General features: G+C 69.1%; 26 protein-coding genes. 17 read left to right on the top strand and 9 right to left on the bottom strand.

The genetic code is table 11. The features are described from left to right. Positions 1–109: 109 nt before the first annotated feature. Together ACQPZZ_RS39780 and ACQPZZ_RS39775 are read left to right on the top strand one after the other, a co-directional pair. On the top strand, positions 110–1,543 hold the full coding sequence (locus ACQPZZ_RS39780; protein WP_432927689.1) for a CCA tRNA nucleotidyltransferase: 1,434 nt from the start codon (positions 110–112) through the stop codon (positions 1,541–1,543). Continuing rightward, the gene (locus ACQPZZ_RS39775; protein WP_432927687.1) at positions 1,544–2,857 is read left to right on the top strand and encodes an adenosylmethionine--8-amino-7-oxononanoate transaminase; all 1,314 of its coding nucleotides are present in this window, start codon (positions 1,544–1,546) and stop codon (positions 2,855–2,857) included. Between the two features lie 57 nt (positions 2,858–2,914). Here the strand turns inward: ACQPZZ_RS39775 and ACQPZZ_RS39770 are convergent, their stop codons facing one another. From ACQPZZ_RS39770 to ACQPZZ_RS39760, 3 genes are all read right to left on the bottom strand, one after another. Then, entirely contained in the window at positions 2,915–4,447 is a 1,533-nt protein-coding gene (locus tag ACQPZZ_RS39770; RefSeq protein ID WP_432927685.1) for an extracellular solute-binding protein, read from the bottom strand. Continuing rightward, the gene (locus ACQPZZ_RS39765; protein WP_432927683.1) at positions 4,447–6,495 is read right to left on the bottom strand and encodes a vWA domain-containing protein; all 2,049 of its coding nucleotides are present in this window, start codon (positions 6,493–6,495) and stop codon (positions 4,447–4,449) included. The genes ACQPZZ_RS39770 and ACQPZZ_RS39765 overlap by 1 nt, the downstream gene beginning before the upstream one ends. A 185-nt stretch (positions 6,496–6,680) precedes the next feature. Continuing rightward, on the bottom strand, positions 6,681–7,979 hold the full coding sequence (locus ACQPZZ_RS39760) for an MFS transporter (RefSeq protein ID WP_432927681.1): 1,299 nt from the start codon (positions 7,977–7,979) through the stop codon (positions 6,681–6,683). A 101-nt stretch (positions 7,980–8,080) separates the two neighbouring features. On the opposite strand from ACQPZZ_RS39760, the gene idi reads away from it, so the two are divergent. Continuing rightward, positions 8,081–8,680: an isopentenyl-diphosphate Delta-isomerase gene (idi, locus tag ACQPZZ_RS39755; RefSeq protein WP_363636004.1), complete on the top strand. Its 600-nt coding sequence runs from the start codon at positions 8,081–8,083 to the stop codon at positions 8,678–8,680. 115 nt (positions 8,681–8,795) lie between these two features. On the opposite strand, the gene ACQPZZ_RS39750 is transcribed toward idi, so the two are convergent. Then, the gene (locus ACQPZZ_RS39750; RefSeq protein ID WP_363636006.1) at positions 8,796–9,875 is read right to left on the bottom strand and encodes an inositol-3-phosphate synthase; all 1,080 of its coding nucleotides are present in this window, start codon (positions 9,873–9,875) and stop codon (positions 8,796–8,798) included. A gap of 13 nt (positions 9,876–9,888) precedes the next feature. Next, positions 9,889–10,527: a helix-turn-helix transcriptional regulator gene (locus ACQPZZ_RS39745; RefSeq protein ID WP_432927678.1), complete on the bottom strand. Its 639-nt coding sequence runs from the start codon at positions 10,525–10,527 to the stop codon at positions 9,889–9,891. Positions 10,528–10,652: 125 nt separating this feature from the next. Here ACQPZZ_RS39745 and ACQPZZ_RS39740 point away from each other — a divergent pair, with 125 nt between their 5' ends. The 4 genes from ACQPZZ_RS39740 to ACQPZZ_RS39725 all read left to right on the top strand — a co-directional run bounded on the left by ACQPZZ_RS39740 (position 10,653) and on the right by ACQPZZ_RS39725 (position 16,946). Beyond that, positions 10,653–11,036 (top strand): DUF5318 family protein, encoded by a 384-nt coding sequence (locus tag ACQPZZ_RS39740; RefSeq protein ID WP_432927676.1) that lies wholly within the window; start codon positions 10,653–10,655, stop codon positions 11,034–11,036. Between the two features lie 447 nt (positions 11,037–11,483). Further along, positions 11,484–14,114 carry a transglycosylase domain-containing protein gene (locus tag ACQPZZ_RS39735; RefSeq protein WP_432927674.1) on the top strand — a complete coding sequence of 877 codons (2,631 nt, stop codon included), beginning with the start codon at positions 11,484–11,486 and terminating at the stop codon, positions 14,112–14,114. Between the two features lie 116 nt (positions 14,115–14,230). After that, complete coding sequence (locus ACQPZZ_RS39730; protein WP_432927672.1) at positions 14,231–15,595, top strand: glycosyltransferase family 87 protein; 1,365 nt, start codon at positions 14,231–14,233, stop codon at positions 15,593–15,595. A gap of 115 nt (positions 15,596–15,710) precedes the next feature. After that, entirely contained in the window at positions 15,711–16,946 is a 1,236-nt protein-coding gene (locus ACQPZZ_RS39725) for a glycosyltransferase family 87 protein (RefSeq protein ID WP_432927670.1), read from the top strand. Positions 16,947–16,989: 43 nt separating this feature from the next. Here the strand turns inward: ACQPZZ_RS39725 and ACQPZZ_RS39720 are convergent, their stop codons facing one another. Further along, positions 16,990–17,778, bottom strand: a complete 789-nt coding sequence (locus tag ACQPZZ_RS39720) for a deoxyribonuclease IV (RefSeq protein WP_432927668.1) — start codon at positions 17,776–17,778, stop codon at positions 16,990–16,992. Between the two features lie 179 nt (positions 17,779–17,957). Here ACQPZZ_RS39720 and ACQPZZ_RS39715 point away from each other — a divergent pair, with 179 nt between their 5' ends. Next, positions 17,958–18,134, top strand: a complete 177-nt coding sequence (locus ACQPZZ_RS39715) for a hypothetical protein (protein ID WP_363636020.1) — start codon at positions 17,958–17,960, stop codon at positions 18,132–18,134. Between the two features lie 11 nt (positions 18,135–18,145). Here ACQPZZ_RS39715 and ACQPZZ_RS39710 read toward each other — a convergent pair whose 3' ends face one another. Then, positions 18,146–18,478 carry a hypothetical protein gene (locus tag ACQPZZ_RS39710; protein ID WP_363636022.1) on the bottom strand — a complete coding sequence of 111 codons (333 nt, stop codon included), beginning with the start codon at positions 18,476–18,478 and terminating at the stop codon, positions 18,146–18,148. Between the two features lie 185 nt (positions 18,479–18,663). On the opposite strand from ACQPZZ_RS39710, the gene rpsF reads away from it, so the two are divergent. The 7 genes from rpsF (at position 18,664) to ACQPZZ_RS39675 (ending at position 23,073) form a co-directional block, all read left to right on the top strand. Continuing rightward, the gene (gene rpsF, locus ACQPZZ_RS39705; RefSeq protein ID WP_030508619.1) at positions 18,664–18,954 is read left to right on the top strand and encodes a 30S ribosomal protein S6; all 291 of its coding nucleotides are present in this window, start codon (positions 18,664–18,666) and stop codon (positions 18,952–18,954) included. Positions 18,955–19,055: 101 nt separating this feature from the next. Continuing rightward, positions 19,056–19,592 (top strand): single-stranded DNA-binding protein, encoded by a 537-nt coding sequence (locus ACQPZZ_RS39700; protein ID WP_432927666.1) that lies wholly within the window; start codon positions 19,056–19,058, stop codon positions 19,590–19,592. Positions 19,593–19,677: 85 nt separating this feature from the next. Beyond that, complete coding sequence (gene rpsR / locus ACQPZZ_RS39695; protein WP_030508621.1) at positions 19,678–19,914, top strand: 30S ribosomal protein S18; 237 nt, start codon at positions 19,678–19,680, stop codon at positions 19,912–19,914. 19 nt (positions 19,915–19,933) lie between these two features. Next, on the top strand, positions 19,934–20,380 hold the full coding sequence (rplI, locus tag ACQPZZ_RS39690) for a 50S ribosomal protein L9 (protein WP_432927664.1): 447 nt from the start codon (positions 19,934–19,936) through the stop codon (positions 20,378–20,380). A 178-nt stretch (positions 20,381–20,558) separates the two neighbouring features. Continuing rightward, complete coding sequence (locus ACQPZZ_RS39685) at positions 20,559–21,440, top strand: ABC transporter substrate-binding protein (protein ID WP_432927662.1); 882 nt, start codon at positions 20,559–20,561, stop codon at positions 21,438–21,440. Next, complete coding sequence (locus tag ACQPZZ_RS39680; protein WP_432927660.1) at positions 21,437–22,333, top strand: amino acid ABC transporter permease; 897 nt, start codon at positions 21,437–21,439, stop codon at positions 22,331–22,333. Before ACQPZZ_RS39685 ends, ACQPZZ_RS39680 begins: the two co-directional genes overlap by 4 nt. Continuing rightward, a complete protein-coding gene (locus ACQPZZ_RS39675; protein ID WP_432927658.1) occupies positions 22,330–23,073 on the top strand; it encodes an amino acid ABC transporter ATP-binding protein in 744 nt (247 codons plus the stop codon). Before ACQPZZ_RS39680 ends, ACQPZZ_RS39675 begins: the two co-directional genes overlap by 4 nt. 1 nt (position 23,074) lies before the next feature. Here ACQPZZ_RS39675 and ACQPZZ_RS39670 read toward each other — a convergent pair whose 3' ends face one another. After that, positions 23,075–24,403 carry an MATE family efflux transporter gene (locus ACQPZZ_RS39670; RefSeq protein ID WP_432927656.1) on the bottom strand — a complete coding sequence of 443 codons (1,329 nt, stop codon included), beginning with the start codon at positions 24,401–24,403 and terminating at the stop codon, positions 23,075–23,077. 335 nt (positions 24,404–24,738) lie between these two features. Between ACQPZZ_RS39670 and dnaB the strand changes: the two genes are divergently transcribed. Further along, complete coding sequence (gene dnaB / locus ACQPZZ_RS39665) at positions 24,739–26,061, top strand: replicative DNA helicase (RefSeq protein WP_139575704.1); 1,323 nt, start codon at positions 24,739–24,741, stop codon at positions 26,059–26,061. A gap of 12 nt (positions 26,062–26,073) precedes the next feature. Here the strand turns inward: dnaB and ACQPZZ_RS39660 are convergent, their stop codons facing one another. After that, positions 26,074–26,388: an ester cyclase gene (locus ACQPZZ_RS39660; protein ID WP_432927654.1), complete on the bottom strand. Its 315-nt coding sequence runs from the start codon at positions 26,386–26,388 to the stop codon at positions 26,074–26,076. Here ACQPZZ_RS39660 and ACQPZZ_RS39655 point away from each other — a divergent pair. After that, positions 26,380–26,751, top strand: coding sequence for a TetR/AcrR family transcriptional regulator C-terminal domain-containing protein (locus ACQPZZ_RS39655; RefSeq protein ID WP_432927652.1), 372 nt, complete (start codon positions 26,380–26,382; stop codon positions 26,749–26,751). The genes ACQPZZ_RS39660 and ACQPZZ_RS39655 overlap by 9 nt on opposite strands. Positions 26,752–26,833: the final 82 nt, after the last annotated feature.

The following is a 26,833-nucleotide window of genomic DNA, read 5'->3' as shown; positions in this document are numbered from 1 at the left end:
AACCGTTCGTGGCCTGGTGATCGCTAGGTGTGTCTCCCCTGGGTGACACCCGAACACCTGGGCCATCGGGGGAGAGTTTCTGTTCCGTGACCGAAGGACCTACCCAGCCTTGTCCGTTTCAAATCTGAGCGACAGCCAGCAGCGCGCCGTGAACGAACTGTTCCGCCGGATCGCCCCGGTCGCCGACGAGCTCGGCGAGCTGTTCTCGGCCCGGGGGCACGAGCTGGCCCTGGTCGGCGGTTCCGTCCGCGACGTCCTCCTCGGCCGTGCGAGCAAGGACCTCGACCTGACCACGGACGCCCGTCCCGAGCGGGTGCTGGAGATCGTCAAGGACTGGGCCGACGCCGTCTGGACGATCGGGATCGACTTCGGCACGGTCGGCGTCCGCAAGGGCGGCTGGCTGCTGGAGATCACCACCTATCGCAGCGAGTCGTACGATCCCGCCTCGCGCAAGCCCGAGGTCATGTACGGCGACTCGCTCGACGGCGACCTCGCCCGGCGCGACTTCGCGGTCAACGCGATGGCCGTCCGGCTGCCGCACCACGAGTTCGCCGACCCGTACGGCGGGCTGCAGGACCTCGCCGCGAGGAGCCTGCGGACGCCGGGCCGCCCCGAGCAGTCGTTCGACGACGACCCGCTGCGGATGCTGCGGGCGGCCAGGTTCGCCGGCCAGCTCGGATTCACGGTCGCGCCCGAGGTCGTCGAGGCCATGACGGCGATGTCCGGCCGCATCGAGATCGTCTCGGCCGAGCGGATCCGCGACGAGCTCGACAAACTGATCCTCGGCGCGCACCCGAGGGCCGGGCTGGCGCTGCTGGTGGAGACCGGGCTCGCCGCCCACGTCCTGCCCGAGCTGCCCAAGCTGCGGCTGGAGATCGACGAGCACCACCGGCACAAGGACGTCTACGAGCACACGCTGATCGTGCTGGAGCAGGCCATCGGGCTGGAGACGGCCGGTCCCGACCGGGTGCTGCGGTGGGCGGCCCTGCTGCACGACATCGGCAAGCCGAAGACCCGGCGCAACGAGCCCGGCGGCCGGGTGTCGTTCCACCACCACGAGATGGTCGGCGCGCAGATGACCAAGAAGCGGCTGACCGAGCTCAAGTTTCCCAAGGACGTGGTGTCCGACGTGTCCAGGCTCGTGGAGCTGCACCTGCGCTTCCACGGCTACGGGACGGGGGAGTGGACCGACAGCGCCGTGCGCCGCTACGTCCGCGACGCGGGACACCTCCTCGAACGGCTGCACAAGCTGACCAGGGCCGACTGCACCACCCGCAACAAGCGCAAGGCGCAGGCCCTGTCGCGCACCTACGACCAGCTGGAGGAGCGCATCGCCCGGCTGGCCGAGGAGGAGGAGCTGTCCAAGATCCGGCCTGAGCTGGACGGCAACGAGATCCAGGAGATCCTCGGCGTGCCGCCCGGCCCGGTCGTCGGCAGGGCCTACAAGCACATGTTGGAGATCCGCATGGACCAGGGCCTGATCGGCAAGGAGGCCGCGAAGGACGCCCTGCTCGCCTGGGCGCACGGCAACGGGCTTCTGTGAATGGACGCCGGGGAGGTGCTCCGGCTGGACCGGGAGCACGTCTGGCACCCGTACGCGGCCATGCCGTCGAAAGGGCCGTCGAAAGGGCTGTCGAAGGGGCCGTCGGAGGCGCCGCCGGGGGTGCCCGTGCACGTCGTCCGCCGGGCGGACGGTGTGCGGATCACCCTCGACGACGGTCGTGAGCTGGTCGACGGCATGGCCTCCTGGTGGGCGGCCATCCACGGCTACAACCACCCCCGGCTGAACCGGGCCGTGCGCGACCAGGCCGGCGACATGGCGCACGTCATGTTCGGCGGTCTCACCCACGAGCCCGCCGTACGGCTCGCGCACCGGCTGAGCGAGATGACCGGGCTCGACCGCGTCTTCCTGGCGGACTCGGGTTCCGTGGCGGTCGAGGTCGCGATCAAGATGGCGGTCCAGCACAGCGGCCGGTCGGCGCTGCTGACCGTGCGCGGTGGCTATCACGGCGACACCTTCGGCGCGATGTCGGTCTGCGATCCGGTCAACGGCATGCACCACCTGTTCACCGGGATGCTCCCGGCCCACGTCTTCGCGCCGGCGCCGCCCGCCGACTACGGCCGCCGCCCTGGGCCGCCGGTCGAGCCGGGACCCGACGAGGCGTATCTGGCGGAGCTGACCGCGGCCGTCGCGGCGCACGCCGACCGGCTCGCCGCGATCATCGTGGAACCGGTCGTGCAGGGCGCCGGCGGCATGCGGTTCTATCACCCGGCCTACCTGCGGCGGCTGCGCGATCTGGCCGACGAGCACGGCGTCCTGCTGATCGCCGACGAGATCGCCACCGGCTTCGGCCGTACGGGGGAGATGTTCGGCTGCGACCATGCCGGGATCAGGCCGGACATCATGTGCGTGGGCAAGGCGCTGACCGGCGGCTACATGACGCTCGCCGCCACGCTGTGCACGGCGCGGGTGGCCGAACGCGTCGGCGTGCTGATGCACGGCCCGACCTTCATGGGCAACCCGCTCGCCTGCGCGGTGGCCGGCGCCTCGCTCGACCTGCTCGCCGAGCGGCCCTGGAGGGAGGAGGTCGCCCGCATCGAGGCGGCCCTGCTGGACGGTCTGGCTTCCGCCGCGCACGCGCCCGGCGTACGAGACGTACGGGTGCTTGGGGCGATCGGAGTGATCGAGACCGACGAGCCCGTCGATGTCGCGAAAATCCAGGACATCGTGATGGAGCACGGCGTCTGGCTGCGGCCCTTCGGCCGCCTGATCTACACGATGCCGCCCTACGCCTGCACGCCGGACGACATCGCGACGATCACCAGGGCGATGACGGCCGCCACTGCGGCCCTCTGAGCGCACCCGGCAGTCGCCGGCCGCTCACACCCTGAAGGCCGCGCTCGAACGTCGTCACTACCCCGAGGGCCGCAGGCACGGGGAGTCCGACCGGCGTCCGGCCTGGGCATCCTGCAGAACTCTGGCGATTCGGCCGACGTCCAGATCCTCCGGATCAACGTCACTCATCAACGCGCCCCGGAGGCAGGTTCGGAACGTCTCACTGAAGGAGGCGTAGTGGGACGAGATCGGCCGCTGCACTGCCTTGGTCACGGCATCGTGGACCTTTGCCGCGAAGTTCTTCAGCTGAGGAGAGGTCAATTCCGAGCCGGGTTCCGCGACGATGTCCCGGCCATCCTGCCGCTGCAGGCCGCTGCAGGTGTGCCGATCGTCGACCTCCTGGAAGAATTCATAGGCTTTCTCGACGACCGGTGGGTAACCGCCGCACGCGAACAGCTTCTCCTGCGAGTCCGCTCGGGTGAGAAACTCGATGAGGCGCCGGGCGTCCTCGATCTTGTCTTCGGAGATGTCCGCGCTGAGGGCGAGGGTGGAGCCGCCGAGGATCCCACCGCGCGGCAGGGGCGCCACGTCGAAGCGGAGGGCTCCACCCGGGCCGCGCATCACCGGGTCGAGAGCCAGCCGGGGAATCGCGAACGGCCAGTTCCGCATGTACCCCACCCCGCTGTCGCGGAATGCCCGGATCCCGCTCTCCTCGGTGAATCCCCACAGGCAGCCACGGGCGAGGCTGTCCCGGCACTGGCCCGCGTTCTGCGGTGATCCCCCTGGAGTGCCGGAGTCTCCGTCGTGTCTCGGAGGGCTCAGTAACCCCTTCCACATCTTGAGCGCCTGCTTGGTCTCGGTGGGGTAGCGGTCCAGCACGATACGCTCACCATCAGAGATCTTCGCGCCGCCGGAGAGGATCACCTCCATGAGGTTCACGGTGCCGCCCTCGTAGTCGCCGAACTGCCCCGCGTAGCCGTGCTTCTCGGCATCTCGCACGAGATCCGGCCAGTCCTTGAAGGTCAGCTGACCGGTCTTGCCGAACAGAAGCGGCGCGTCGGAGGCGAACGGCACGGCATACCGCTTGCCGTCCACCTCGGTGGCCTTCAGCACGTTGGGAATGAATCGCTGCCAGTAGTCCTGGCCGAAACCGTCCGGATCTTGGGCGTCGCCGACGGCGTCGATCTCCCGGATGTAGCCGTTTCTGGCGAACTCGGTCACATAGGCGACGTCGAGGATGAGGATGTCGTAGGCACACCGGTGCGACTGGGCGGCCGCCGCCATCTCAGCCCGGGCTTCGTCGGCGGAGTCGGATATCTCGACGAACCTGGCGACGCGCGACAGTGAAGTCCTGTTCCAGTCCTGGACCAGGTTCCTGCGGAAGCTTCCCGCGCTGACGTCGTTCCCGGTCGCGATGGTTATTTCGCCGCTGCCGGAGCAGGTCTTCTCGCGGTCGACGGCCGGGGAAGCGGAGGGGGACAGGACCGTCCACAGGCTGCCGGGGAGAAGCTGACTCGTCCCGAGGAGGAGACCCGCCGTGAACCCGGCCACCCCGAGCCACTTCCGGTAGACCGGAAGCGGAGACCACCACCGCTTCAGACGCCCCGGCATCAGGACCACTCCCGCACCGTGGAAATCATTTTGATCAGTGCGTTCTCCACGTCCCCTGCCTGCAAGGACGATGAGGAGCCGCCCTCGACCTCGGCGCAGACCAGGTGCTTGGACCGTCTCCTCGGGAGTTCCGGCGCCGAGACCATGCCGCCGCATTTGTCCCGCTTCAGCACGAGTAGGTAAAGGTCCCTGATTGACGGGCTTTGCTCCAGAGCCTGCGCGATGGCGTGTTCGGCCCCCCGAGGGTCCTTCTCGAGCCGGAAGGGGCCTCCGTCGGTGATGATCACCAGGGAGCGGGCCGGCTTTTTGACCAGCGGCCCCAGCTTTCTGATCGTTGCTGATATCGGCGCGTCCGCACCATTACTGGTCACCTTCGCCACTTCTGTGATGAATTCGTGTAGATCATCCACTCCCTGTTTCGGAGAAGGCTGGGCGACGTTTACGCCGTCGTGCAGGTAGAACGTGCTGAGCGACAGTCGATCGGATTCGGTGAGCGTCTGCCAGATGCCGGGAATCGCCTGACGAGTGAGCAGGAGCGCGGAAGGCGATCCGGACATCGACCCGGAGATGTCGAGCAGGAGCTGTATATCGACGGGGGGCAGCCGATCCTTGATCTGCTTCTCCGCCGCGCGCAGCGCCGCCGAAGACACCGTCGAGGCCCTGCCGGGCGCGGGGCGGTCGAAGAGCTTGTGGCCGGCGAGCCAGGCACCGAACCCGTCGATGGCGTCGCTGCGCCCCTGGTCCTCCTCGGGCCAGTGGATGTGGACGAAGGGGTAGTCCAGGGCGGGCAGGCCGGCCACCTCCGCCTCGGTGAGCGCCCCCGCGTTGTTACCGTTCGTGCCGGTGCAGCCCTCGCCCGTGTTCTTCCGGTCTGGATAGTCCTGCACGCTGTGGGATGGGACGAACAGCGCGATGTCCTTCTTCTTGCCTCCCAGCCCCTCGAATCGGCACAGGAGCGCGTTGACGCTGTTGTCGAAGGCCACGCTCTCGGCGGTTTCCTTGGAATCTTCGTGGTTCACGAGTTGCGCGGCCGCGATGAGACCAGCCGAGGAGAGCCCTGGCTGAGGGTAGAGAAGGCGCATGTCCAGCTCCCGGCGAATCGCCCTCACCACGCCGGCCAGGCCCTTCTGCGGGGGCAGCCCCTTCAGGTCCGGGATGCGTTCGCCGAGCATCGCGATGGCCAGATGGTCGTTCGCCACACTCGCTCGCTTCTCCAGTCGCACCGGGTCCTCGTCGCCGCACTCCTTCTCCCCGGCGCCCTGAGGGCGTCCCACCTCGCAGCGGACGAAATCCACCTCCTCCGAGCTGGTCGCGATCCAGGCGTCGGGCCGCGGTCCGAACAGGCGCCGGAACGGCTCGTTCGACTGAGCAGCGTCGTCGCGACGCCAGCCGTCGTCGAATCCGTGGATCATTCCTTTGATCGACGGAGCGGGAAACACCGAGATCCGGTAGGCGGCGCAGTCGTCCACCCGTGTCTCGGCGATGAAAGCGGAGGCCTTTCCGCGCAGTGCGTCGACGTTTTCCGGCGCCGTCATGACGGAGAGTTCTCGCGGCTCGGCGCAGGACGGTGGCAGGGCCAGCCGGTACAGAGTTGGCGTGACCTTCACAATCCCGACCACGATCAGGGCAACGACCAGCCCGAGGGTCACTGACAGATAGCTGATGGCGAGCGGCGGCCAGACGCGGCGAAGACATTCGCGTATCCGCCCGACCTGACGGCGGCGTGGAGGGACGTCCTCGGGCCGAGGACTGATCGCCGAGACGGACGGCCTGCTCCGGCGCATGAGCCAGGCGCGAACGCGGGCGGGTCCCGGAAGCTGCAGGAGGACGCCTCCGATCAGACCGATCGTGAGCATCGTGACGAACCACCCGAACAGCCCCTGGTCCGTCAGGGTGATGAACTTGTTCAGCACGCCGGTCGTCAGGATCGTCAGGGCCGTGCTGATCACCGTCTGCCGCGCCAGCGTCACCTCGGGCTGACGTTTAGGGGACGTCGCGTCGTCCTTGTTATCCGGAGCTTCTCCTGAATTCGAGGGGGAGGGGGACATGAGGGCGGCCTGTTCGCTGGAGGGCGGACCACATGAAAACGGCGAATCGTTTTGGGAGGGATGTTAACTCTTCAGCGAGCAGTCAAGGCTTCTGTGCCCTTGTGTTCGGATCCAATTTGCCGATCACGCACAGCCGATTTCGAATTGCCCGGACAACCGCCGATTGGCGGGACGCGGCCCAGGGGTCAGTCGGCGGCGGGGACCGGCGGCCTGCGTACGGTCGTGGGCAGCATCAGCCGGTACACCACCGCGCCGATCACGTAGCCGACGCCGATCACGGCGAGCGCGAGATAGGACCTGCCGTCGCGCGGCAGCAGCGCCGCCGCCAGCACCGCGCCGAGGACGGTCATGCCGTTGAACAGCATGTCGTACACGGAGAAGGCGCGGCCGAGATAGGCATCCTCGACGTCGCGCTGCACGACGGTGTCCGCGCAGATCTTCACGCTCTGCCCGGCGACGCCGATCACGAGCCCGGCGGCCACGAACGCCCACTGCTGGAACGTCGCGCACAGCGCGAACTCGAGGACTCCGCAGGTCACCAGCATGACCGGGACCCAGGTCTCGATCCGGAACCGCTTGGTGGCCCACGGCGTGACCACCACCGCGGCGAAGCTCCCCGCGCCGACCGCGCCCAGCACGAGCGCGATGCCCTTCAGCGCGTCGTCGACGTTCGTGGTGAAGCTGTAGCGGTAGAGCATCATCACCGCGGCCGTCGAGATTCCGAACATGAGGCGGTGCGTCGCGATGCCGCCGAGGGCCGCCGCGGCCGAACGCCGGTGCGCGATGTGCCGCGCTCCGTCGACCAGGCCGGTGAGCACGTGCCGTACGGCCTCGCGGGCCTGCGGGCGGTCCGGGTCGTACGCGGGGCCGAGCAGGGAGCGCTCCATCGTCCGCGCGATCAGCGCGCTCAGCCCGAAGACGAGGCCGGAGGAGACCAGCAGCACCGCCACCCCGCCGTCGCCCGATCCGGCGACCATGCGGAGCACGATGCCGGCGCCCGCCCCGACGAATGTCATCACCGTGCCCGACGTGGGCGTCACCGCGTTGGCCATCATCAGCTGGTCGGACGGCACGACGTGGGGCAGCGCCGCGCTGAGGGCCGAAAGGAAGAAGCGGTTGACCGCGAGCACGCCGAGCGCCGCCACGTAGAAGACGGCGTCCGGCGCTCCCGCGGCGACGAGGCCTGCGGCCACGATCAGCAGCGCACCGCGCACGACCGGCGCGATGACGAGGATCTGCCGCCGCGACCAGCGGTCGATGAACACCCCGACGAAGGGCCCGAGGACGCTGTACGGCAGCAGCAGCACGGCGAGGCCCGCCGCGATGTCGGCCGCGTTGGTCTGCCGTTCCGGGCTGAAGAACGCGTACCCGCCGACGGCGAGCTGGAAGATCCCGTCTGAGAACTGCGAGACGAGCCTCGTGGCGAAAAGACGCCGGAAGTTGCGGCCCCTCAGGACCACCCGCAGATCGGAGACGTACGACACGGCGACAGCCTACGCGGACGATCACAGCCGAGCATCAGGATCAACCCTGATAAAGTCCCCTACGTCTCACTCGCATCAAGGTGATCACGTACTCTCGCAGAGTGACCTCACAGGAACATGTCGTGCTGGTCGACGGCGAGGGCAACCCGGTCGGCACCGCTCCCAAGTCGACCGTCCACGGCGCCGACACTCCGTTGCATCTGGCGTTCTCCAGCTATGTCTTCGACGACCGGGGCCGCGTGCTGCTGTCGCGGCGGGCGGGCACGAAGCTGACCTGGCCCGACGCGTGGACCAACAGCTGCTGCGGGCATCCGCTGCCGGGCGAGCCGCTGTCGTCGGCGGTGATCCGCCGCCTCCGCTTCGAGCTGGGCCTGGCCGTCGAGTCCGTCGACCTGATCCTGCCGGGCTTCTCCTACCGGGCCGTGATGGACAACGGGACGGTGGAAAACGAGCTGTGCCCGGTCTACCGGGCCGTGGTGAAGGGAGAGGCCACGCCCAACGCCGAGGAGGTGGGCGAGGTCCGATGGGAGCCCTGGACGCGCTTCGCCGCCGAGGTGATGAGCGGTGAGCTGGACATCTCGCCCTGGGCCCGGCTGCAGGTGCCCCAGCTCGTCGCGCTCGGTCCTGACCCGCTGGCCTGGCCGGTGGCCGACGCCGCGGCCCTGCCGCCCGCCGCGCGCCCGCTCACCTCGAACCGCTGAGACCCGCCGCCAGGGCGAGCTCCTGAGACGCTGAAATCACCGAGACGGCTGAGACGTGCGACCGCCCCGGTCCGCAAGGCGGAGCCGGGGCGGGACACGCTGTGAGCGACGGACGTCAGCGCTCGACCTCGCCGCGGATGAACTTCTCCACGGCCTCGCGGGCGGCGTCGTCGGAGTACTGCTCCGGCGGCGACTTCATGAAGTAGGACGAGGGCGAAAGCAGCGGGCCGCCGATGCCCCGGTCGAGGGCGATCTTGGCCGCGCGGACGGCGTCGATGATGATGCCGGCCGAGTTGGGCGAGTCCCAGACCTCGAGCTTGTACTCCAGGTTGAGCGGGGTGTCTCCGAACGACTTGCCCTCGAGGCGGACGTAGGCCCACTTGCGGTCGTCCAGCCACGGCACGTGGTCGGACGGGCCGATGTGGACGTCGGCCTTGGCCATCTCGTGCGGGATCTGCGACGTGACCGACTGCGTCTTGGAGATCTTCTTGGACTGGAGGCGGGTGCGCTCCAGCATGTTCATGAAGTCCATGTTGCCGCCGAAGTTGAGCTGGTAGGTGCGCAGCAGCTCCACTCCGCGGTCCTCGAACAGCTTGGCCAGCACGCGGTGGGTGATCGTGGCGCCTACCTGCGACTTGATGTCGTCGCCCACGATCGGGACGCCGGCCTCGGTGAACTTCGCGGCCCACTCGGGGTCGGAGGCGATGAAGACCGGCAGCGCGTTGACGAAGGCCACCTTGGCGTCGATCGCGCACTGCGCGTAGAAGCGGTCGGCCTCCTCCGAGCCCACGGGGAGGTAGGACACCAGGACGTCGACCCGGGCGTCCTTCAGCGCCTGGACGACGTCGACCGGCTGCTCGTCCGACTCCTCGATGATCTCTCGGTAGTACGTGCCCAGCCCGTCGAAGGTCGGGCCGCGCTGCACGGTCACGCCGACCGGCGGCACGTCGCAGATCTTGATCGTGTTGTTCTCGGAGGCCACGATGGCCTCGGACAGGTCGCGGCCGACCTTCTTGGCGTCCACGTCGAAGGCCGCCACGAACTCGACGTCGCCGACGTGGTAGTCACCGAACCGCACGTGCATGAGGCCCGGTACACGGCTGCCCGGATCCGCGTCCTTGTAGTAGTGGACGCCCTGTACCAGCGATGCGGCGCAGTTGCCCACACCGACGATGGCTACGCGCACCGAACCCATAGCACTCGCTCCTTCACCTATCTGCCTCGGGCGTGTCCGCCCTTTGGGTCTCTTTCTGCACGGCTTGCGCGGGATCCGGGGGGTGATCCCCCTCGCCGGGAGCCGAGTGGCTCCGCCGTTCCGAGTCGATCAGCTCGTTCAGCCATCGGACCTCGCGCTCGACCGACTCCAGTCCGTGCCGCTGGAGCTCCAGCGTGTAGCTGTCCAACCGCTCCCTCGTACGGGCGAGAGCCTCACGGACGCGGTCGAGGCGTTCCTCCAGGCGGCTGCGGCGGCCTTCCAGGATGCGCAGCCGCACCTCCGCCTCCGTATGGCGGAAGAAGGCGAAGTGAATGCCGAAGCTCTCGTCCTCCCAGGAGGACGGCCCCGACTGGCTGAGCAGCTCCTGCAACCGCTCCTTGCCCTCCGCCGTGATCTTGTACACGATCTTCGACCTGCGGCCGAGAACCGTGTCCTCAGGGGGCTCCTCCTCGGCGATGAGCCCCTCGTTCAGCAGACCCCTGAGGCAGGGATACAGCGAGCCGTAGGAGAACGCACGGAACATGCCGAGCAGCGTGTTGAGCCGTTTACGCAGCTCGTATCCGTGCAAGGGCGTTTCGTGCAGCGATCCCAGGACGGCGAGCTCCAGTACACCTCCACGAGAGCCCGTCACTGGAACCACCTCCTGTGTCCGACCGATGTATCGACTCGATACATCCGCAGGATACGTCGGAGCGTCATATATGGCAATGAGTCAACGGTTGGGCAAGATTCCGCAAAGGGCCGTAATCTGGCCGTATGTGGTCACAGCGGTCGGTCGTGGACTACGGCCTCGCGAAGCGGGCGGCCGTGCAGTCCGTCCGCGCCGGCCGCGTGCGGGCGCGGGACGTGTGCGACGCCCATCCTTACCTGCTGCGCGCGGCTCGCTTTCACGGAGAGCCGTCCAGGCGCATCTGCCCCATATGTGAACGACGGAACGTGACCAACGTCACATACGTATATGGGGATGAACTAGGACGAGTGGCCGGCCAGGCGAAAGGGGCGGCCGAGCTCACCGCGATGGCCCGGGAATACCGCGAATTCCGGGTCTACGTGGTGGAGGTCTGCCAAGGTTGTTCCTGGAACCACCTGGCGGTGTCGTTCGTCCTCGGAACAGCCGATCCCCCGGGCCCCTCTCTGTAGGGCGACCTCCACTTCCAGGAGGACAGCCCGCCGGCCTGCCGGCCGACGCCGATTCAAACTCCCCGAAACATCTGACGAGGACGCGTGACCAACAGCAACTATGGACCGGAGCCGACCGGCCGCCCCGAGGACGCCTCGGGCTCCGGTGGACCATCCCGCCCTGGGCGCCGTCGTCGCTCGCCCCGGGAATCCGACGAGTACGGCGAGTACGGCGAGCCAGGTCCGCCGCGGCAACCCGGCAGGGGCCCGGCCCCGCAGCCACCCCGCGGCGCCCGGCCCGGAGGACCGGAGCAGCGCCGCAGGGAGGCGGCCTTCGAGGACACGGCGGCCATGAACGCCGTGCCGCCGAGACCGGCACAGGGCCCCCCGCAGGGCTCCCCTCAGGGCCACCCGCAGAGACCCGCACAGGGACATCAGCAGGGACACCAGCAGGGACCCCGCGGACCTGTGGGCGGCGGACGCCCGCCGGCCGGCCGTGACCCGCGTTACGCCGCCGGTCCGGGTGGTCCGGGCGGTCCCGGTCGGCCCGGCGTCCCCGGCGCCGACGAGCGCACCCAGGCTCTGGGCATGCCGAGCGGCGGCTTCCGCGGTGACGCCCCCCGTGACGTACGCGGTGACGCCCGCGGGGACGCGGACGGGCAGAGCACCGAGGCGCTCCAGACGGGCGGCCGCCGCCGCAGGCCTCCGGGCCGGAGCGGCCGCGGTCCGGGTGGACCCGGTGGTCCCGGCGGCCCGGGGGGGCCGGAAGGTCCCGGCGGTCGCGGTCCCCGGGATCCGCGCGACTTCGACGACTTCGACGATGACGACGAGAAGCCGCGCCGTACGGGCTGGAAGCGTTTCCTGCCGAGCTGGAAGATCCTCGTGGCGGCCTTCACCGTGCTGGCCGTCGGCACCTTCGGCATGATCGCGGTGGCCTACGCCAACACCCCGGTGCCGAAGGCGACCCAGGCGGACGCGATCGCCGAGGGCAGCGCCATCTACTACAACGACGGCAAGACGCTGATCGCCAAGGTCGGCACTCCGCGCGTCATCGTGGACGACATCAACAAGGTGCCGCGGCACGTCCAGGACGCCGTCATCGCCATCGAGAACAGGACGTTCCGCGAGGACTCCGGCATCTCCATCCCCGGCATGGTGCGGTCGGTTTGGATGACCGCGACCGGCCAGCAGCTCCAGGGCGCCTCGACCATCACCCAGCAGATGGCCCGCAACTACTACGACGGCCTCAGCCAGGAAGTGTCGATCAAGCGAAAGTTCAAGGAGATCTTCGTCGCGGTCAAGCTCGACCAGGAGATGCCCAAGAACCAGATCCTGCTGACGTACCTCAACACGGTGAACTTCGGCCTCGCCTACGGCATCGAGGCCGCCGGGATGGCGTACTTCAAGAAGCACGTCGGTCAGCTCACGCCGGAGCAGGGCGCCTATCTCGCCGCGCGCATCCAGACGCCGGCCCTGGACCCCGACTCCCCGCAGCTGCAGAGCCGGTTCAAGGACGTCATCAACGCGATGGCGACCCTCGACCCCGGCAGGTACGGCAAACTGCCCGCCACGGCCAAGTTCCCCAAGACCGTCAAGCAGAGCAACACCAACTACCTCGGCGGCCTCAAGGGCTACATGGTCGTCCAGGTCATGCAGGAGCTGAAGACCAAGATGAACCTGTCGCCCGACCAGGTCAGGAGCGGCGGCTACAAGATCATCTCGACCTTCGACAAGAGGCTCATGCAGGCCGCGAGGAAGGCGGTCATCGGCACCACCAACGCGCTGCCGAAGGAGATCCACGCCGGTCTGGCCGCGGTGGACCCCAAGACGGGCCGGGTGCTCGCCTTTTACGGCGGCGAGGACTACGTCAAGGACAACTGGAACGAGCCGTTCGACTCCAAGAAGCAGGCCGCCTCGGCCTTTAAGCCGTACGTGCTCGCGGCCTGGCTGGACGCCGGATACAGCCTCAAGAGCTGGCTGCCGGGCAACCAGACCGTGCCGAAGGAACTGCCCGGCCAGGCGAAGGGCGGCATCACCAACGGCCACTCCGTGCCCGCCGCCATCGACGCGACCTACGCCACCTCACACTCGATCAACACGGCCTTCGCGTCCATGGCGTACAAGCTGGACGAGGTCAACGGCACCATCGGGCAGCTCAGCGCCGTGAAGCAGATCGCCGAGGAGGCCGGGCTCGACAAGACCCGGCTGGAAGAGGACGTCAAGGAGCACCAGTACCAGTTCGCGATCGGCAGCGCCCTGGTCACCCCCGTCGAGCAGGCCGCGGGCTACTCGATCTTCGCGAACGAGGGCAAGCACACCAACTACCACGTGGTCAAGGAGGTCCGGAAGGACAAGGAGGTCGTCATCGCCGAGCGGCGGGACGAGAAGCAGGTGATCACACCCGAGGCGGCGGCCGACTCCGTGGCGGCCATGGAGGAGGTCCTCAAGTCGGGTACGGCGGCGGGCAAGGGCATCGGCCGTCCGGCGGCCGGCAAGACCGGTACAAACAACGAGAACAAGGAAGCGTGGTTCGTCGGCTTCACGCCGCAGATCTCCACCGCCGTCGGCATGTACCGCGAGGAGTGCGTCACCAAGACGGGCAAGATCGTCCAGCCCGTCAACGCGAACTGCCCGGAGAAGCCCAACCCCAAGAGCAAGAAGTACGGCCCGCAGAACCCGTACTCACAAGGCCGTGAGATATCGCTCGGCAGTGGCATCGAGGGCGCGACCTACCCGACCACGATCTGGCGGAACTTCATGATGGAGGCGCTCGCGGGCAAGCCGGTCGAGCAGTTCCCGCCGAAGGCCGGGCTGGGCACTCCGGAGAACATCGTGCCGAGCCCGACGCCCTCTCCGTCGCCGACCCCGGACGACGCCGGGTTCCCGACCGACTTCCCGACCAACTTCCCCGACGACGGCGGCTGCTACGACGGCGGCCCGGGATGCGACAGCGGTGACGGCCTCGGCGACGACCAGGACACCGGCGGTCAGGACGGCGGCCCGGGAGGCGACGACGTTCCGTTGAACATCAACCAGGCCCCGGCCGCCCTGCCGACGGATTCCGGCAACGGCAGGAGCGGCGGCAGAGGCGGCGCCTGATCCGTCTGCTGATGGTCCGCAAGGGGCCCGTGGCGACTCCCGCCGCGGGCCCCTTCCATGCGCCGATCCATGCGCGGAGTCGCCAAGCCGAGGCGTTGGATGGTGCAATACCGAGCATGACGACCCGGACCACGAACGACTCCGCCCCGCTGCCCGGGGTCGCCGCGCGGGCGGTGCCGTACCTGCCTCTCGGGCTTCTCGCGGGCCTCGGCGCGATCCTCGCCTACCTGTGGAAGTATCCCTGCCGCTTCGGCGGGGCCTGGAACGGCGGTGTCGGGCAGTTCACGAACTTCTGCTACACCGACATCTATCCGCTGTTCTGGGCGGAGCACCTCAACGAGGGCAAGGTCCCGTACGTCGACTATCCGGTCGAATACCCGGTCGGCATCGGCGGGATCATGGAGTTCGCCCGCCGGCTCGCGGGCGGCGACGGGATCGTGTTCTACGACGTCACCGTGGTCCTTATGGGCGTCGCGCTGGTCGTGGGCGTGCTGCTGACGGCCGCGCTGGCCGGCCCGGCCCGCCGCTGGGACGCCCTCTGGTACGCCGTCGGCCCGGCGGTCATCCTCACCGCGTACATCAACTGGGACCTGGCCGCGGGGGCACTCGCGCTCGGCGGGCTGCTGGCCTGGGCCAAGGACCGGCCGTGGCTCGCGGGCGCGCTGCTGGCGCTGGCCGTGGCCACGAAGTTCTACCCTCTGATGTTCTTCGGCGCGTTGTTCCTGCTCACGGCCCGTACGGCGAAGTGGGTGCCGTTCCTGAAGACCGCGGGCGCGGCGGCGATCACGTGGCTGCTGGTGAACGTGCCGATCATGCTGGTCAACTTCGAGGGCTGGAAGCGGTTCTACGCGTTCAGCAGCGAGCGCGGCGCCGACTGGGGCGGGCTGTGGTTCTTCTTCCAGAAGACGCAGTGGTTCGGCATGGAAAGGCCAGGTTTCCTGGCCTTTCTCGGCGATCCCGAGAAGCTGAACACCATGGCCATGGCCCTGCTGGCGGTGCTGCTGCTGGGGGTCGCCGTGCTGGCGCTGGCCGCGCCGCGCCGGCCGCGCCTGATGCAGCTGTGCTTCCTCGCCCTGGCCGCCTTCATGATCACCAACAAGGTCTGGTCGCCGCAGTACGTCCTGTGGCTGGTGCCGTTCGCGGTGCTGGCCAGGCCCAGGTGGGGGGCCCTGGCCGCCTGGCAGGTCGCCGAATGCTGGTACTTCTTCTCGATCTGGCTCTACCTGGTCACCCAGACGGGCGAGCCCGACCTCGGCATCGGCGACAACCCGTACTTCCTGTCGGTCTGGGCCCGGGCGCTGACCATCGTCGTCCTCATGGCGCTCGTCGTCCGCGACATCCTGCGGCCCGAGCACGACGTCGTACGCCAGGGGGAGGCCGACGACCCGTCGGGCGGGGTGTTCGACCACGCCGAGGACCGTCTCGTGCTGCGCCGTTCCCCGCTCTCGCGGGGCGTCCGGGAGCAGCCGGACACGGCGTGAGCTCATGAAACTTACATCGGATTTCGCGCCCGTCACGGCGCGGCAGGGAACGGCCCGAGCGGAGGCATCGCGTAGCGTCGCGTGAGAGTGTGCGCGACGGAACGGGGGAGACGCGATGCGCCGGAGGCCACCATGGCTCCTGCTGCTGGTGTGGACGGTGACCCGGGTGGCGCTCCTCCTGGTCGCGACCCAGGCCGTCCCGACAGGGCACGGCGAGGCGTTCAGGAACGACGTCACCCTCTACCGCGGCTGGTCCGACCTCCTGCTGGAGGGGGAGTTCCCCGACGGCGACGAGAAGTGGCAGTACCCGCCGTTCGCGGCGCTGCCGATTCTCGCCCCCCGTCTGCTGCCGCTGGACTACCACGTCGCCTTCTCCCTGGTGGCGGTGCTGTGCGACCTCGCGATCCTGCTCCTGCTGTGGCGGTTCTCGGCCTCCCGCCGCGGTGGCGGCAGTACGGGCCCGTGGGCGTGGACCGTCGGCGCGGCTCTGCTCGGCCCGGTGCTCGTCTCGAGGTACGACCTCATGGTCACGCTCGTGGCGGTGCTCGCGCTGACGGCGTCGGCCAATCCGGCGGTGCGCGGGTCGCTCATCGGCGTCGGGCTCCTCGTGAAGGTGTGGCCGGTCGCGCTGCTCGCCGGTCTGCGAAGGTGGCGCGACCTGCTGACCGCGTCGGGAACCACGCTCGTCGTCGCGCTCGCGGGGTGCGGCGCGGCCGTCCTGACCCTGCCGCACGCGCTGGACTTCCTGACCGCGCAGGAGAAGCGGGGGCTGCAGATCGAGTCGCTGGCCGCCACGCCGTTCGCGCTCGCCCGCGCCCTCGGCTGGTGGGACGGGTACACCACCTACAAGCACGGCGCGATGGAGGCCGTGGGCGACGGCGTGGGCGTCGCGACGGTGCTGAGCCTGGCCGCCACGCCCCTGGCGCTGGCGCTGATCGGCGTGTGGTGGCTGCGCGCGGCACCGAGCCCGCGGTCGTACTTCGACGCCGCGCTCACCACCGTGCTCTTCCTGGTCGCGACCAGCCGGGTCCTGTCGCCGCAGTATCTCGTGTGGGTGGTCGGCGTGGCCGCCGTCATCCTGTCGGTGCGGCGCGACCGGCCCGGCCCGACGCAGCGGCCGGCCGCCCTGCTCGTCATGACCGCCGCCCTGCTGACGGGGATCATGTACCCCTGGATCGAACTGGACTACAGCTGGACGGGCGCCCTGCCGGGGACGCTCGTGCTGGTCCTGCGCAACCTGGTCGTCCTGGCCGCGGCGGTCACGTCGTACGTGCAGTTGTGGCGCGCCACGCGCAGGCCCCGGCGGGTGAAGGGCGAGCGGGGCATTCAGGAGGCGGTACCCGCTTCCTGAGGTTCTCAATCCGCAGAGTTATCCACAGGGTGTGGACGGATGTCTACAGGTGCTTGCGCAGGAACGCGATGTCGTCGGCCTGGCCCTCGAACGGCGTCTCCACCACGATCGGCGCCCTGGCCGCCCGGCAGACCTCCAGGATCAACTCGGGGTCGATCTGCCCGGTGCCGAGGTTGGCGTGGCGGTCGGCCCCCGAGTCGAACGCGTCCCGAGAGTTGTTGCAGTGGACGAGGTCGATGCGGCCGGTGATCGCCCTGACCCGCTCCACGAGCCCGGCGAGCTCCTCGCCGCCCGCGTGGAAGTGGCAGGTGTCCAGGCAGAAACCGACGACCGAGGGGTCGGGGGCGCCCGCCGTGACGGCATCCCACAGCCGGGCGATCCGCTCCAGCTTGCGTGCCATCGCGTTGCCGCCGCCGGCCGTGTTCTCGATCAGCACGGGGATCGGGCACTCGGTGCGCTCGAAGACCTTGCGCCAGTTGTCGAAGCCGGTCTGCGGGTCGTCGCCCGCGTTGACGTGCCCGCCGTGGACGATCAGGCCCTTGGCGCCGACGGCCGCCGCCGCCTTGAGGTGCGCGTCGAGCAGCTTGCGGCTCGGGATGCGGATGCGGTTGTTCGCCGTGGCCACGTTGATGACGTACGGCGCGTGCACGTAGACGTCCACGTCCGACGCGCGCAGGGCGTCGGCGGTGGCGGGCGTCGCCGGGCCCTTCCAGCCCTGCGGGTCGCCGAGGAAGAACTGCACCACGTCGGCGTTGCGGGCGGCCGCGTGCGCGAGTGGGTCGTCCTGGTCGACGTGGGCCCCGATCCGCGGGCGGCCGCTGCGGCTGTCCATGCGTTCCTCCACCATCGCTTGCCTGCTTATGGGGCTGCCGGACGCGGAGGGCGAACTCTAGGCGCTGTCCAAGAACGTTTCAAGGGGACGCGCCGTTTCAAAGCCACAAACCAGGGCAGTCGCGATGCACGCGCCCCGAGACCCGCGCGCGATACTACTTCGTCGTCAAGGAGACGAGCATGAGATATCGCTTAGGCAGCTTCATCCTTCTCATCTACATCCTCGTCGGTCTCTACGTGGCCTGGGTCCACAACTACATCACCCCCACCCTCCTCAAGCAGGTCGCCCAGGCCCTGATCGCGGTCTTCCTGTGGTTCCTCGTGCTGCTCGGAGTGGACCTGCACATCGGCGGCTGAGCAGCCGCTCCTCAGCCGCGCAACGAGAACCCGCGGGGGAAGAAGCCGCCGTGCGCGATCCCCAGCGCGGCGCCCACGAACGAGCCCACGACCCCCACGATGATCAGCGAACGCTGCCTGGTCGTCGATGAGATGAACTGGGCGTACAGGCCGCCCCAGAACCCGATCGCGCCCACCCACGACGCGATCATGTGGGCCGTCACGATGAAGCCCGTGACGAACGCCACCAGGCCGCACACCAGCGTCGCGATCGTCATCATGTTCTCCCGCGGGTGCGGCCTGCCGTCCGTGTTCAGCGTGAGATGGACGGGGTGCTTTCTCTTTCGGCCGATGGCGTTTCGCATCGCGCCTACCCCCTCTCCGACCTCCAGTTTCACTCTCGGGGCGGGGTACGGCCAAGTGGCTGGTAGCCTTGTTCGACTGCGTCTGATAAGGGCCGGGGGGCATGGCCGCCCGGCGCGAGGCGCAGGGTCCTCCTGTCACGGCAAGGCGTCGTGACCGCAAGAGTCCAGAGGAGGTTGGATCACTCATGCGTCGCTACGAGATGATGGTCATTCTCGACCCGTCCCTCGACGAGCGCACCGTGCAGCCGTCGCTCGACCAGTTCCTCACCGTCGTCCGCAACGACGGCGGCACCGTGGAGAAGGTCGACGTCTGGGGCCGTCGCCGCCTGTCCTACGACATCGCCAAGAAGTCCGAGGGCATCTACGCCGTGGTCGACCTGACCGCCGAGCCCGCCACCGTGAAGGAGCTGGACCGTCAGCTCAACCTGAACGAGGGCATCCTCCGCACCAAGGTCATCCGCCCCGAGCTCCACTGAGCTCCACTGGCAGGACCCGAAGCCCGGCGGTTTGTCGGGCCCGGGCCGTACTCTGAGCCCTTAACGGCTCAGCTGACGGGATAGGAAGGCGAAAGCGACCGATGGCAGCAGGCGACACCCAGATCACGATCGTCGGCAATCTTGTCGACGACCCGGAGCTGCGCTTCACCCCCACGGGGCAGGCCGTGGCCCGGTTCCGCATCGCGTCCACTCCGCGGTTCCTCGATAAGCAGACCAACGAGTGGAAAGACGGCGAGGGCTTGTTCCTCACCTGCAACGTCTGGCGGCAGGCGGCGGAGAACGTCGCCGAGAGCCTCCAGCGCGGCATGCGGGTGATCGTGCAGGGACGGCTGCGCCAACGGTCGTACGAGACCAAGGAAGGCGAGAAGCGCACGGTCTACGAAGTCGAGGTCGACGAGGTCGGCCCCTCGCTGCGCAACGCCACGGCCAAGGTCAACAAGACCTCGCGCCAGGGCGGCGGTGGCGGCGGCTTCGGCGGTCCGGCCAACGATCCGTGGGCGACCGCGGCGCCCGCCCCCCAGGGGGGCTTCGGCGGCGGTGGTGGCGGCGGTTTCGGCGGCGGCCCCCAGGGCGGTGGCGGCTTCGGCGGCGACTTCAGCGACGAGCCGCCCTTCTGAGGTCGGGCCCTTCCGGTCCCACCAACCGTAAACACAACCGAGCGACCATTCCCGCGACATGCGGGGCTCTGAAAGGAGCACCACGATGGCGAAGCCGGCAATTCGCAAGCCGAAGAAAAAGGTTTGCCTTTTCTGCCACGACAAGATCTCCTACGTCGACTACAAGGACACGGGGCTGCTGCGGAAGTTCATTTCCGACCGCGGCAAGATCCGTGCCCGCCGGGTGACGGGCAACTGCACCCAGCACCAGCGCGACGTGGCGACCGCTATCAAGAACGCCCGTGAGATGGCCCTGCTGCCGTACACGAGCACCGCGCGCTGAGAAAGGAGACTCAGGACAAATGAAACTCATCATCACCACTGAGGTCTCCGGCCTCGGCGCTCCCGGCGACATCGTCGAGGTCAAGGACGGCTACGGCCGCAACTACCTCATTCCCCGTGGCTTCGCCATCCGCTGGACCCGCGGTGCCGAGTCGCAGATCGCCTCGCTGAAGAAGGCGCGTGCCGCCCGCGAGATCCGCGACCTGGGCTCCGCCAAGGAGGTCGCCGGCCAGCTCGGCGCCCTCAAGGTGCGGCTCAAGACCCGCGCGGGCGAGTCGGGCCGGCTGTTCGGCTCGGTCACGACCGGCGACATCGCCGACGCGGTCAAGGCCGCCGGCGGTCCGCAGCTCGACCGCCGCCGCATCGAGATCGGCAACGCGATCAAGAGCGTCGGCACCCACAAGGTGAGCGTCCGGCTGCACCCGGAGGTCGCCGCCACCATCGACATCGAGGTGGTCGCGGGCTGACACCCGTCGCAGTCCGTCAAGGGCCCTTCTCCATTCCCGGAGAGGGGCCCTTCGCGCTTCTCCGAGGCGCCCGGCGACGGGGTGATTCCCCTCAGGTGAAGAAGGGTTATACGGAACGCTAGTATCTTGCCGTCCGATTTAGCGGATTTCGTGGAAAGACCCCCTGATGGAGGCTGTGATGCGCCGTCCCCCACTCCTGCTGGCGTCCGGCGCCCTCGTGCTGGCGGCCGCCGCCTGCGCTCCGGCGAACGACACCTCCACCACCGCGACCGGCGCCGCGAGCCCGGCCGGTTCTGCCGCCGCGAACGCGTGCGCGAAGGAAAGCCTGAAGCTCACCACCCCCGGCAAGCTCACGATCGGCACCGACAAGCCGGCGTACGAGCCGTGGTTCAAGGATGACGACCCCTCCAACGGTCAGGGCTTCGAGAGCGCCGTCGCCTACGCGGTGGCGGGCAAGATGGGCTTCACCAAGGACGAGGTCGCCTGGGCGGTCGTGCCGTTCGACTCGTCGTTCGCCCCCGGGCCCAAGCAGTTCGACTTCGACATCAACCAGATCTCCGCCACCCCCGAACGGGCCAAGGCCGTCGACTTCAGTCAGGGCTACTACACGGTCAAGCAGGGCGTGGTGACCCTCGGCGGCACGAAGTTCGCCTCCGCCACGAGTCTCGCCGAGCTGAAGGACGCCAAGATCGGCGTCCAGGCGGGCACGACCGCGCTGGAGGCGGTGCGGTCGGTCATCCAGCCCGCGAAGGACCCGAGCGTGTTCAACCAGCAGGTCGACGCGGTCAACGCGCTGAAGAACAAGCAGGTCGACGCCATCGTCGTCGACCTGCCGACGGCCTTCTACGTCACCGCCGCCCAGGTGGAGGGCTCGAAGATCGTCGGTCAGTTCGCCGCGAACGGCGGGCAGCCCGAGGAGTTCGGCCTGCTGTTCCAGAAGGGCAGCCCGCTGGTGAGCTGCGTCGACAAGGCGCTCGGCGACCTCAAGTCGTCAGGTGAGCTGGCGAAGATCGAGAATCAGTGGCTGACCGCCGCCGCGGGCGCGCCGGAGCTGAAGTGACCGACGGGCAATCCGCCGCGGCGGCTCCCGAGGACACGGAATCGCCCGTCTGGGTGAAGAGCGAGCGGCAGCTCCGCCGGGAGACGGAGCTGCGCGCCCGCGGGCGGCGGTCGGTCTCGGTCGCCACCGCGTCCACGATCGTCGTGGTGGTGGCCCTGATCGTCGCGATCACCTCGTCGCCGGGGTGGCCGCGTGTCCGGGAGACGTTTCTCAGCCCCGAGGCGTTCGTCGCCGCGCTGCCCGACGTGCTGCGCGGGTTCCTGCTGAACATCGAGATCTTCCTCGTCGCCGAGGCGTTCATCCTGGTGGTGGGGCTCCTCGTCGCGCTGGTGCGGGGCCTGCGCTCGCCGGTGTTCTTCCCCCTGCGCGCGCTCGCCGTGCTGTACACCGACGTCTTCCGCGGCATCCCGACCATCCTGCTGCTCTACCTGGTCGGATTCGGCGTCCCGGCGCTGCAGTTGCAGGGCGCGCCGAGCGACCCGGTGACGCTCGGGATCATCGCGCTCGTGCTGTCGTACGGCGCGTACGTCGCGGAGGTGTTCCGCGCGGGCATCGAGTCGGTGCACCCGAGCCAGCGGGCGGCGGCGCGGTCGCTGGCCCTGAGCCACGGCCAGACCATGCGTTACGTGGTGCTGCCTCAGGCGGTGCGCCGGGTGGTCCCGCCGCTGCTCAACGACTTCGTGTCCCTGCAGAAGGACAGCGCGCTCGTCGCCATGCTCGGCCCGCTGGAGACGTTGCGGCAGGCGTCGATCCACGCCTCCTCCACCTTCAACTACACCCCCTATCTGGCCGCCGCGCTGTTGTTCATCCTGCTGACAGTGCCGATGGCGCGGTTCACCGACCATCTCGCCGCGCGGGTCGCCCGGCGCCGTACGGGAGGCGGCACGGCATGAGCCTGCTCACGATCGAAGGCGTCTGGAAGCACTATCACGGGCTGAGCGTGCTGCGCGGCATCGACCTGGAGGTCGCCCCGCACGAGGTCGTCTGCCTCATCGGGGCGTCCGGCTCGGGCAAGTCGACGCTGCTGCGCTGCGTCAACCTGTTGGAAACGATCGACGACGGCGCCATCTACCTCGACGGCGACGAGATCACCGACGTGCGGTCCGACGCGGACGACGTGCGACGCCGCATCGGCATCGTGTTCCAGGCGTACAACCTGTTCCCGCACATGACCGTGCTCGACAACATCACGCTCGCGCCGCGCAAGGTGCACGGTGTGCGGCCGGAGGAGGCCGAGGCGCGGGCGCGAGAGCTGCTCGACCGGTTCGGGCTGGTCGACAAGGCGGGGGAGTACCCCGACCGCCTGTCCGGCGGCCAGCAGCAGCGGGTCGCCGTCATCCGCGCGGTCGCGACCAACCCCCGCCTGCTCCTGCTCGACGAGGTCACCTCGGCGCTCGACCCCACGTTGGTCACCGAGGTGCTCGGGGTGATCCGCGAGCTCAAGGAGACCGGGATGACGATGATCCTGGCCACCCACGAGATGGGCTTCGCCCGCGACATCGCCGACACCGTCTGTTTCCTCGACGGCGGCGTGCTGCTGGAGAGCGGGCCGCCCGAGCAGATCTTCACGGCGCCCGAGCATCCCCGTACACAGGCGTTCCTCCAACGCGTCCTGGAGGCGCGCCGCATGTGAGTCAGGCGGCCGTCCGCGAGGCGCCCGTGACCAGCCAGGCGCTGCCGTACGCGCGGAGGGCGAGCGTGACGAGCCGGGCGGCCATCCAGACGCCGAGCGCGATCCACAGGGCGACCAGGGTGCCCGCGACGGCGGCGAACGGCAGGTAGGCCAGCGTCGTCCACAGGCCGGCCCAGGCGAGATAGCGCTGGTCTCCGGCTCCGATGAGCACCCCGTCGAGCACGAACACGACGCCCGCGATCGGCTGCAGGAGCGCGACCGGCCACAGGACGGCGAGCAGCTCGGCGGCCGCCTCGCCGTGCGCGTCGAACAGGGCCGGGACCAGCGGGCGCGTCAGCAGGACGGCCGCGCAGAACACGACGCCGCATCCGATGCCCCACATGACCATGCGCCGGGTCGCCGCGCGGGTGCCCGTGATGTCGCCCGCGCCCAGCGCGCGGCCGGTGATGGCCTGCCCCGCGATCGCGATGGCGTCGAGGGCGAAGGCGAGGAACGTCCAGATCCGGGCGGCGATCGTGTGCGCGCCGATCTGGTCGTCGCCCATGCGGGTGGCGATCGAGGTGGCGACGAGCAGCACGGCCTGCAGGCATGCCGTACGGACGACCAGGGCGAACCCGGCGGCGCCCGCGGCGCGCACTCCGGCGAGATCGGGCAGCAGCGATGCGCCGTGCGCGCGGGCGGTCCGCACGACCAGCGCGAGGTAGGCCGCGGCGGCGAGTGACTGCGCGATGACCGTGCCCCAGGCGGATCCGGCGATCCCCCACCCGAGGCCGAGCACGAACCAGATGTTGAGCAGCCCGTTCAGTGCGAACGACGCGACGGACACGGCCAGCGGCGTGCGGGTGTCCTGCAGCCCGCGCAGGACGCCGGTGCCGGCGAGGACCAGCAGCATCGCGGGGGTGCCGACGAGGCTGATGCGCAGATAGGTGACGGCCTGCGCGGCGAGCTCGCCCGTCGCTCCGAACAGGTGTACGATAAACGGAGCAAGAGGCCAGCACGCCACACTGACGGCCAGGCCGATGATCGCGGCCAGCCACAGGCCGTCCATCCCCTGGCGCATCGCCTGCCTGACGTCCCCCGCCCCCAGCCTCCGCGCGACCGCGGCCGTGGTGGCGTACGCGAGGAACACGCACAGCCCGACGAGTGCCGACAGGGCCGCGCTGGCCACGCCGAGGGCGCCGAGCGCCGGATCGGGGAGGTGGCCGACGATGACCGAGTCGGTGAGCAGGAAGAGTGGCTCGGCCACCAGGGCCCCGAATGCCGGGATGGCGAGCCTGAGGATCTCCCTGTCGCGGGCACGGCCGTGTCCCGTTCCGGAGGTAAGTGGCATAAGCCTATTTTGCGGCTTACGGAGCCATGCTCGATCGGTATCGCGAATCCCCGGTGACTTTCTTCCTTCCACAGGCCGTGGATATCGAAATCCCAGGTGGGAGCGGACTTCCATGATGCCGTCACATCGTTGTCCACAGGGTCGTCCCCAGTGTTTTCACATGTCCGGGGAGCGGACTGCACAAGTTGTCCACAGGGTTGTCCACTGGTCAAGTTGCCGCCGGGCCCTGTGGTTGGGGAGACTTGCGCACCGGGTTGGGGATGCCGTGACCACCGGGCAGGGGGTGTGAGGTGAGCGTGCTCGACTTTCCGGGGGGTCCGGGAGGCTCCGAGTCGATGTTCGAGCGGACGCCGCCGCACAACATCGAAGCCGAGCAGTCGGTGCTGGGCGGCATGCTGCTGTCCAAGGATGCCATCGCCGACGTCATCGAGGTGCTGCGCGCCGACGACTTCTACCGGCCGGCACACCAGATCGTCTTCGAGGTGATCACCGACCTGTACGGCCGGGGCGAGCCCGCCGACTCGGTCACCGTCTTCGACGAGTTGCAAAAGCGCGGTGAGGTCGCCCGCGTCGGCGGCGGCGCCTACCTGCACACGCTGACCGCGATCGTGCCCACCGCCGCGAACGCCGGCTACTACGCCAAGATCGTCCGGGAGCAGGCCGTGCTGCGCCGCCTCATCGAGGCCGGCACCCGCATCGTCTCCTACGGATACGGCGGCCAGGGCGAGGAGGTCGACGACCTGGTCGACCGCGCGCAGGCCGAGATCTACAAGGTCACCGAGCGCCGCACGTCCGAGGACTACCTCCCGCTGTCGGAGATCATGCCGTCGGCGCTGGACGAGATCGAGGCCATCGGCAGCCGCGGCGGTCAGATGGTCGGCGTCCCGACCGGTTTCCAGGACCTCGACGCCCTGACCAACGGCCTCCACCCCGGCCAGATGATCGTCGTGGCCGCTCGTCCCGCCATCGGGAAAAGTACCCTTGGTCTAGATTTCGCCCGATCTGCGGCGATCAAGCATGGGATGACCACGGTCGTCTTCTCGCTGGAGATGTCGCGCAACGAGATCACCATGCGTCTGCTGTCCGCCGAGGCGCGGGTGGCGCTGCACACGATGCGCTCGGGCATGATGAGCGACGACGACTGGACGCGGATGGCCCGCCGCATGGGTGAGGTCGCCGAGGCGCCGCTTTTCATCGACGACTCCCCGAACATGTCGATGATGGAGATCCGGGCCAAGTGCCGTCGCCTCAAGCAGCGTCACGATCTGCGCTTCGTGATCGTCGACTATCTCCAGCTCATGAGCTCGCCCAAGAAGACCGAGAGCCGCCAGCAGGAGGTCTCGGAGCTGTCCCGTGCCCTGAAGCTGCTGGCCAAGGAGCTCGAGGTGCCGGTCATCGCGATCTCGCAGCTCAACCGTGGTCCCGAGCAGCGCACGGACAAGCGTCCACAAGTGTCGGACCTACGTGAATCGGGCTCTATCGAGCAGGACGCCGACATGGTCATCCTGCTGCACCGGGAGGACGCGTACGAGCGGGAGTCGCCACGCGCGGGCGAGGCGGACCTGATCGTGGCCAAGCACCGAAACGGCCCCACGGCCACGGTCACGGTCGCCTTCCAGGGCCACTACAGCCGCTTTGTGGACATGGCCACGCACTGACGGCCGCACAGGTCAGTCGACCTGCGGCCAGTCCCAGCCGAGCTGGAGGAACAGGCCCAGGCGGTCGCTCACCGCGCGCATCTCGGAGATCTTCCCGTCTCGCAGGGTGAGGATGAAGATCGCCTCGACCGTGAACGAACGATGGGTGGGCTCCGGCATCCGGGGGTGAGAACCGCAGTTCACTCCCGACATCGTCAGCCGCACGGCCACCCGGTCGCCCTCGCCGATCATCTCCTCGACCTCCAGGTGAAACGGGTCGAACGCGTCGAGCTGCTGGGCGATGGCGTCGAACGCCGCGCCCGGCTCGTCCGGCTCCCCGTGGATCACGCGCACCCCGCCCTGCTGCCGCTGGTCGCCACCCGGCCGGTGATGGCGCCCGGCGGCCTCGCGACCGTGGAGCGGATGGCGGCCGCGCTGCGGGCCGAGGGGTTCGGCGCGCTGGAGGGGCTGCAGCTCGTCAACGCGGTGGCGACGTTCGTCGTGGGGCACACCCTGGCCGAGGCCGGACGTACGCCGGGGCACGACGACCCGGACGTCGCCGACGTGATGGAGGGCCTGGACCCGGGGGAGTACCCCGTCCTGGCCGACGCGCTGCGCGCCGGGCTCGGCACCCCCGAGGATCACCAGGAGCGCTTCGACCGCGCGCTCGACGCCCTGCTCCGGGGTTTGGCTCCCCGCACGCCCCTCTAGTCACGCGTACGGACGGCGGCTGTGGTTTTCCCCACCCCTGAACGGCCACACGCCTCATGGTGGCCGTACCCTGATCGTTCCT

Origin of the sequence: Microbispora sp. CA-135349 (assembly GCF_050947365.1) — a bacterium.
Lineage (GTDB): Bacteria > Actinomycetota > Actinomycetes > Streptosporangiales > Streptosporangiaceae > Microbispora.
Note: the sequence above shows the minus strand (reverse complement) of the source record. Positions and strands in the feature narration are given on the sequence as shown.

Excerpts from the sequence above, each read along its gene's own strand:
- ACQPZZ_RS39730 (WP_432927672.1), top strand. The coding sequence starts at position 14,231 with ATGACGACCCGGACCACGAACGACTCCGCCCCGCTGCCCGGGGTCGCC.
- rpsF (WP_030508619.1), top strand. The coding sequence starts at position 18,664 with ATGCGTCGCTACGAGATGATGGTCATTCTCGACCCGTCCCTCGACGAG.
- ACQPZZ_RS39750 (WP_363636006.1), bottom strand. The coding sequence starts at position 9,875 with ATGGGTTCGGTGCGCGTAGCCATCGTCGGTGTGGGCAACTGCGCCGCA.
- ACQPZZ_RS39685 (WP_432927662.1), top strand. The coding sequence starts at position 20,559 with ATGCGCCGTCCCCCACTCCTGCTGGCGTCCGGCGCCCTCGTGCTGGCG.
- ACQPZZ_RS39740 (WP_432927676.1), top strand. The coding sequence starts at position 10,653 with ATGTGGTCACAGCGGTCGGTCGTGGACTACGGCCTCGCGAAGCGGGCG.
- ACQPZZ_RS39775 (WP_432927687.1), top strand. The coding sequence starts at position 1,544 with ATGGACGCCGGGGAGGTGCTCCGGCTGGACCGGGAGCACGTCTGGCAC.
- dnaB (WP_139575704.1), top strand. The coding sequence starts at position 24,739 with ATGTTCGAGCGGACGCCGCCGCACAACATCGAAGCCGAGCAGTCGGTG.
- ACQPZZ_RS39765 (WP_432927683.1), bottom strand. The coding sequence starts at position 6,495 with ATGTCCCCCTCCCCCTCGAATTCAGGAGAAGCTCCGGATAACAAGGAC.
- ACQPZZ_RS39715 (WP_363636020.1), top strand. The coding sequence starts at position 17,958 with ATGAGATATCGCTTAGGCAGCTTCATCCTTCTCATCTACATCCTCGTC.
- ACQPZZ_RS39675 (WP_432927658.1), top strand. The coding sequence starts at position 22,330 with ATGAGCCTGCTCACGATCGAAGGCGTCTGGAAGCACTATCACGGGCTG.
- ACQPZZ_RS39770 (WP_432927685.1), bottom strand. The coding sequence starts at position 4,447 with ATGCCGGGGCGTCTGAAGCGGTGGTGGTCTCCGCTTCCGGTCTACCGG.
- rplI (WP_432927664.1), top strand. The coding sequence starts at position 19,934 with ATGAAACTCATCATCACCACTGAGGTCTCCGGCCTCGGCGCTCCCGGC.
- ACQPZZ_RS39725 (WP_432927670.1), top strand. The coding sequence starts at position 15,711 with ATGCGCCGGAGGCCACCATGGCTCCTGCTGCTGGTGTGGACGGTGACC.
- ACQPZZ_RS39700 (WP_432927666.1), top strand. The coding sequence starts at position 19,056 with ATGGCAGCAGGCGACACCCAGATCACGATCGTCGGCAATCTTGTCGAC.
- rpsR (WP_030508621.1), top strand. The coding sequence starts at position 19,678 with ATGGCGAAGCCGGCAATTCGCAAGCCGAAGAAAAAGGTTTGCCTTTTC.
- ACQPZZ_RS39710 (WP_363636022.1), bottom strand. The coding sequence starts at position 18,478 with ATGCGAAACGCCATCGGCCGAAAGAGAAAGCACCCCGTCCATCTCACG.
- ACQPZZ_RS39720 (WP_432927668.1), bottom strand. The coding sequence starts at position 17,778 with ATGGACAGCCGCAGCGGCCGCCCGCGGATCGGGGCCCACGTCGACCAG.
- ACQPZZ_RS39670 (WP_432927656.1), bottom strand. The coding sequence starts at position 24,403 with ATGCCACTTACCTCCGGAACGGGACACGGCCGTGCCCGCGACAGGGAG.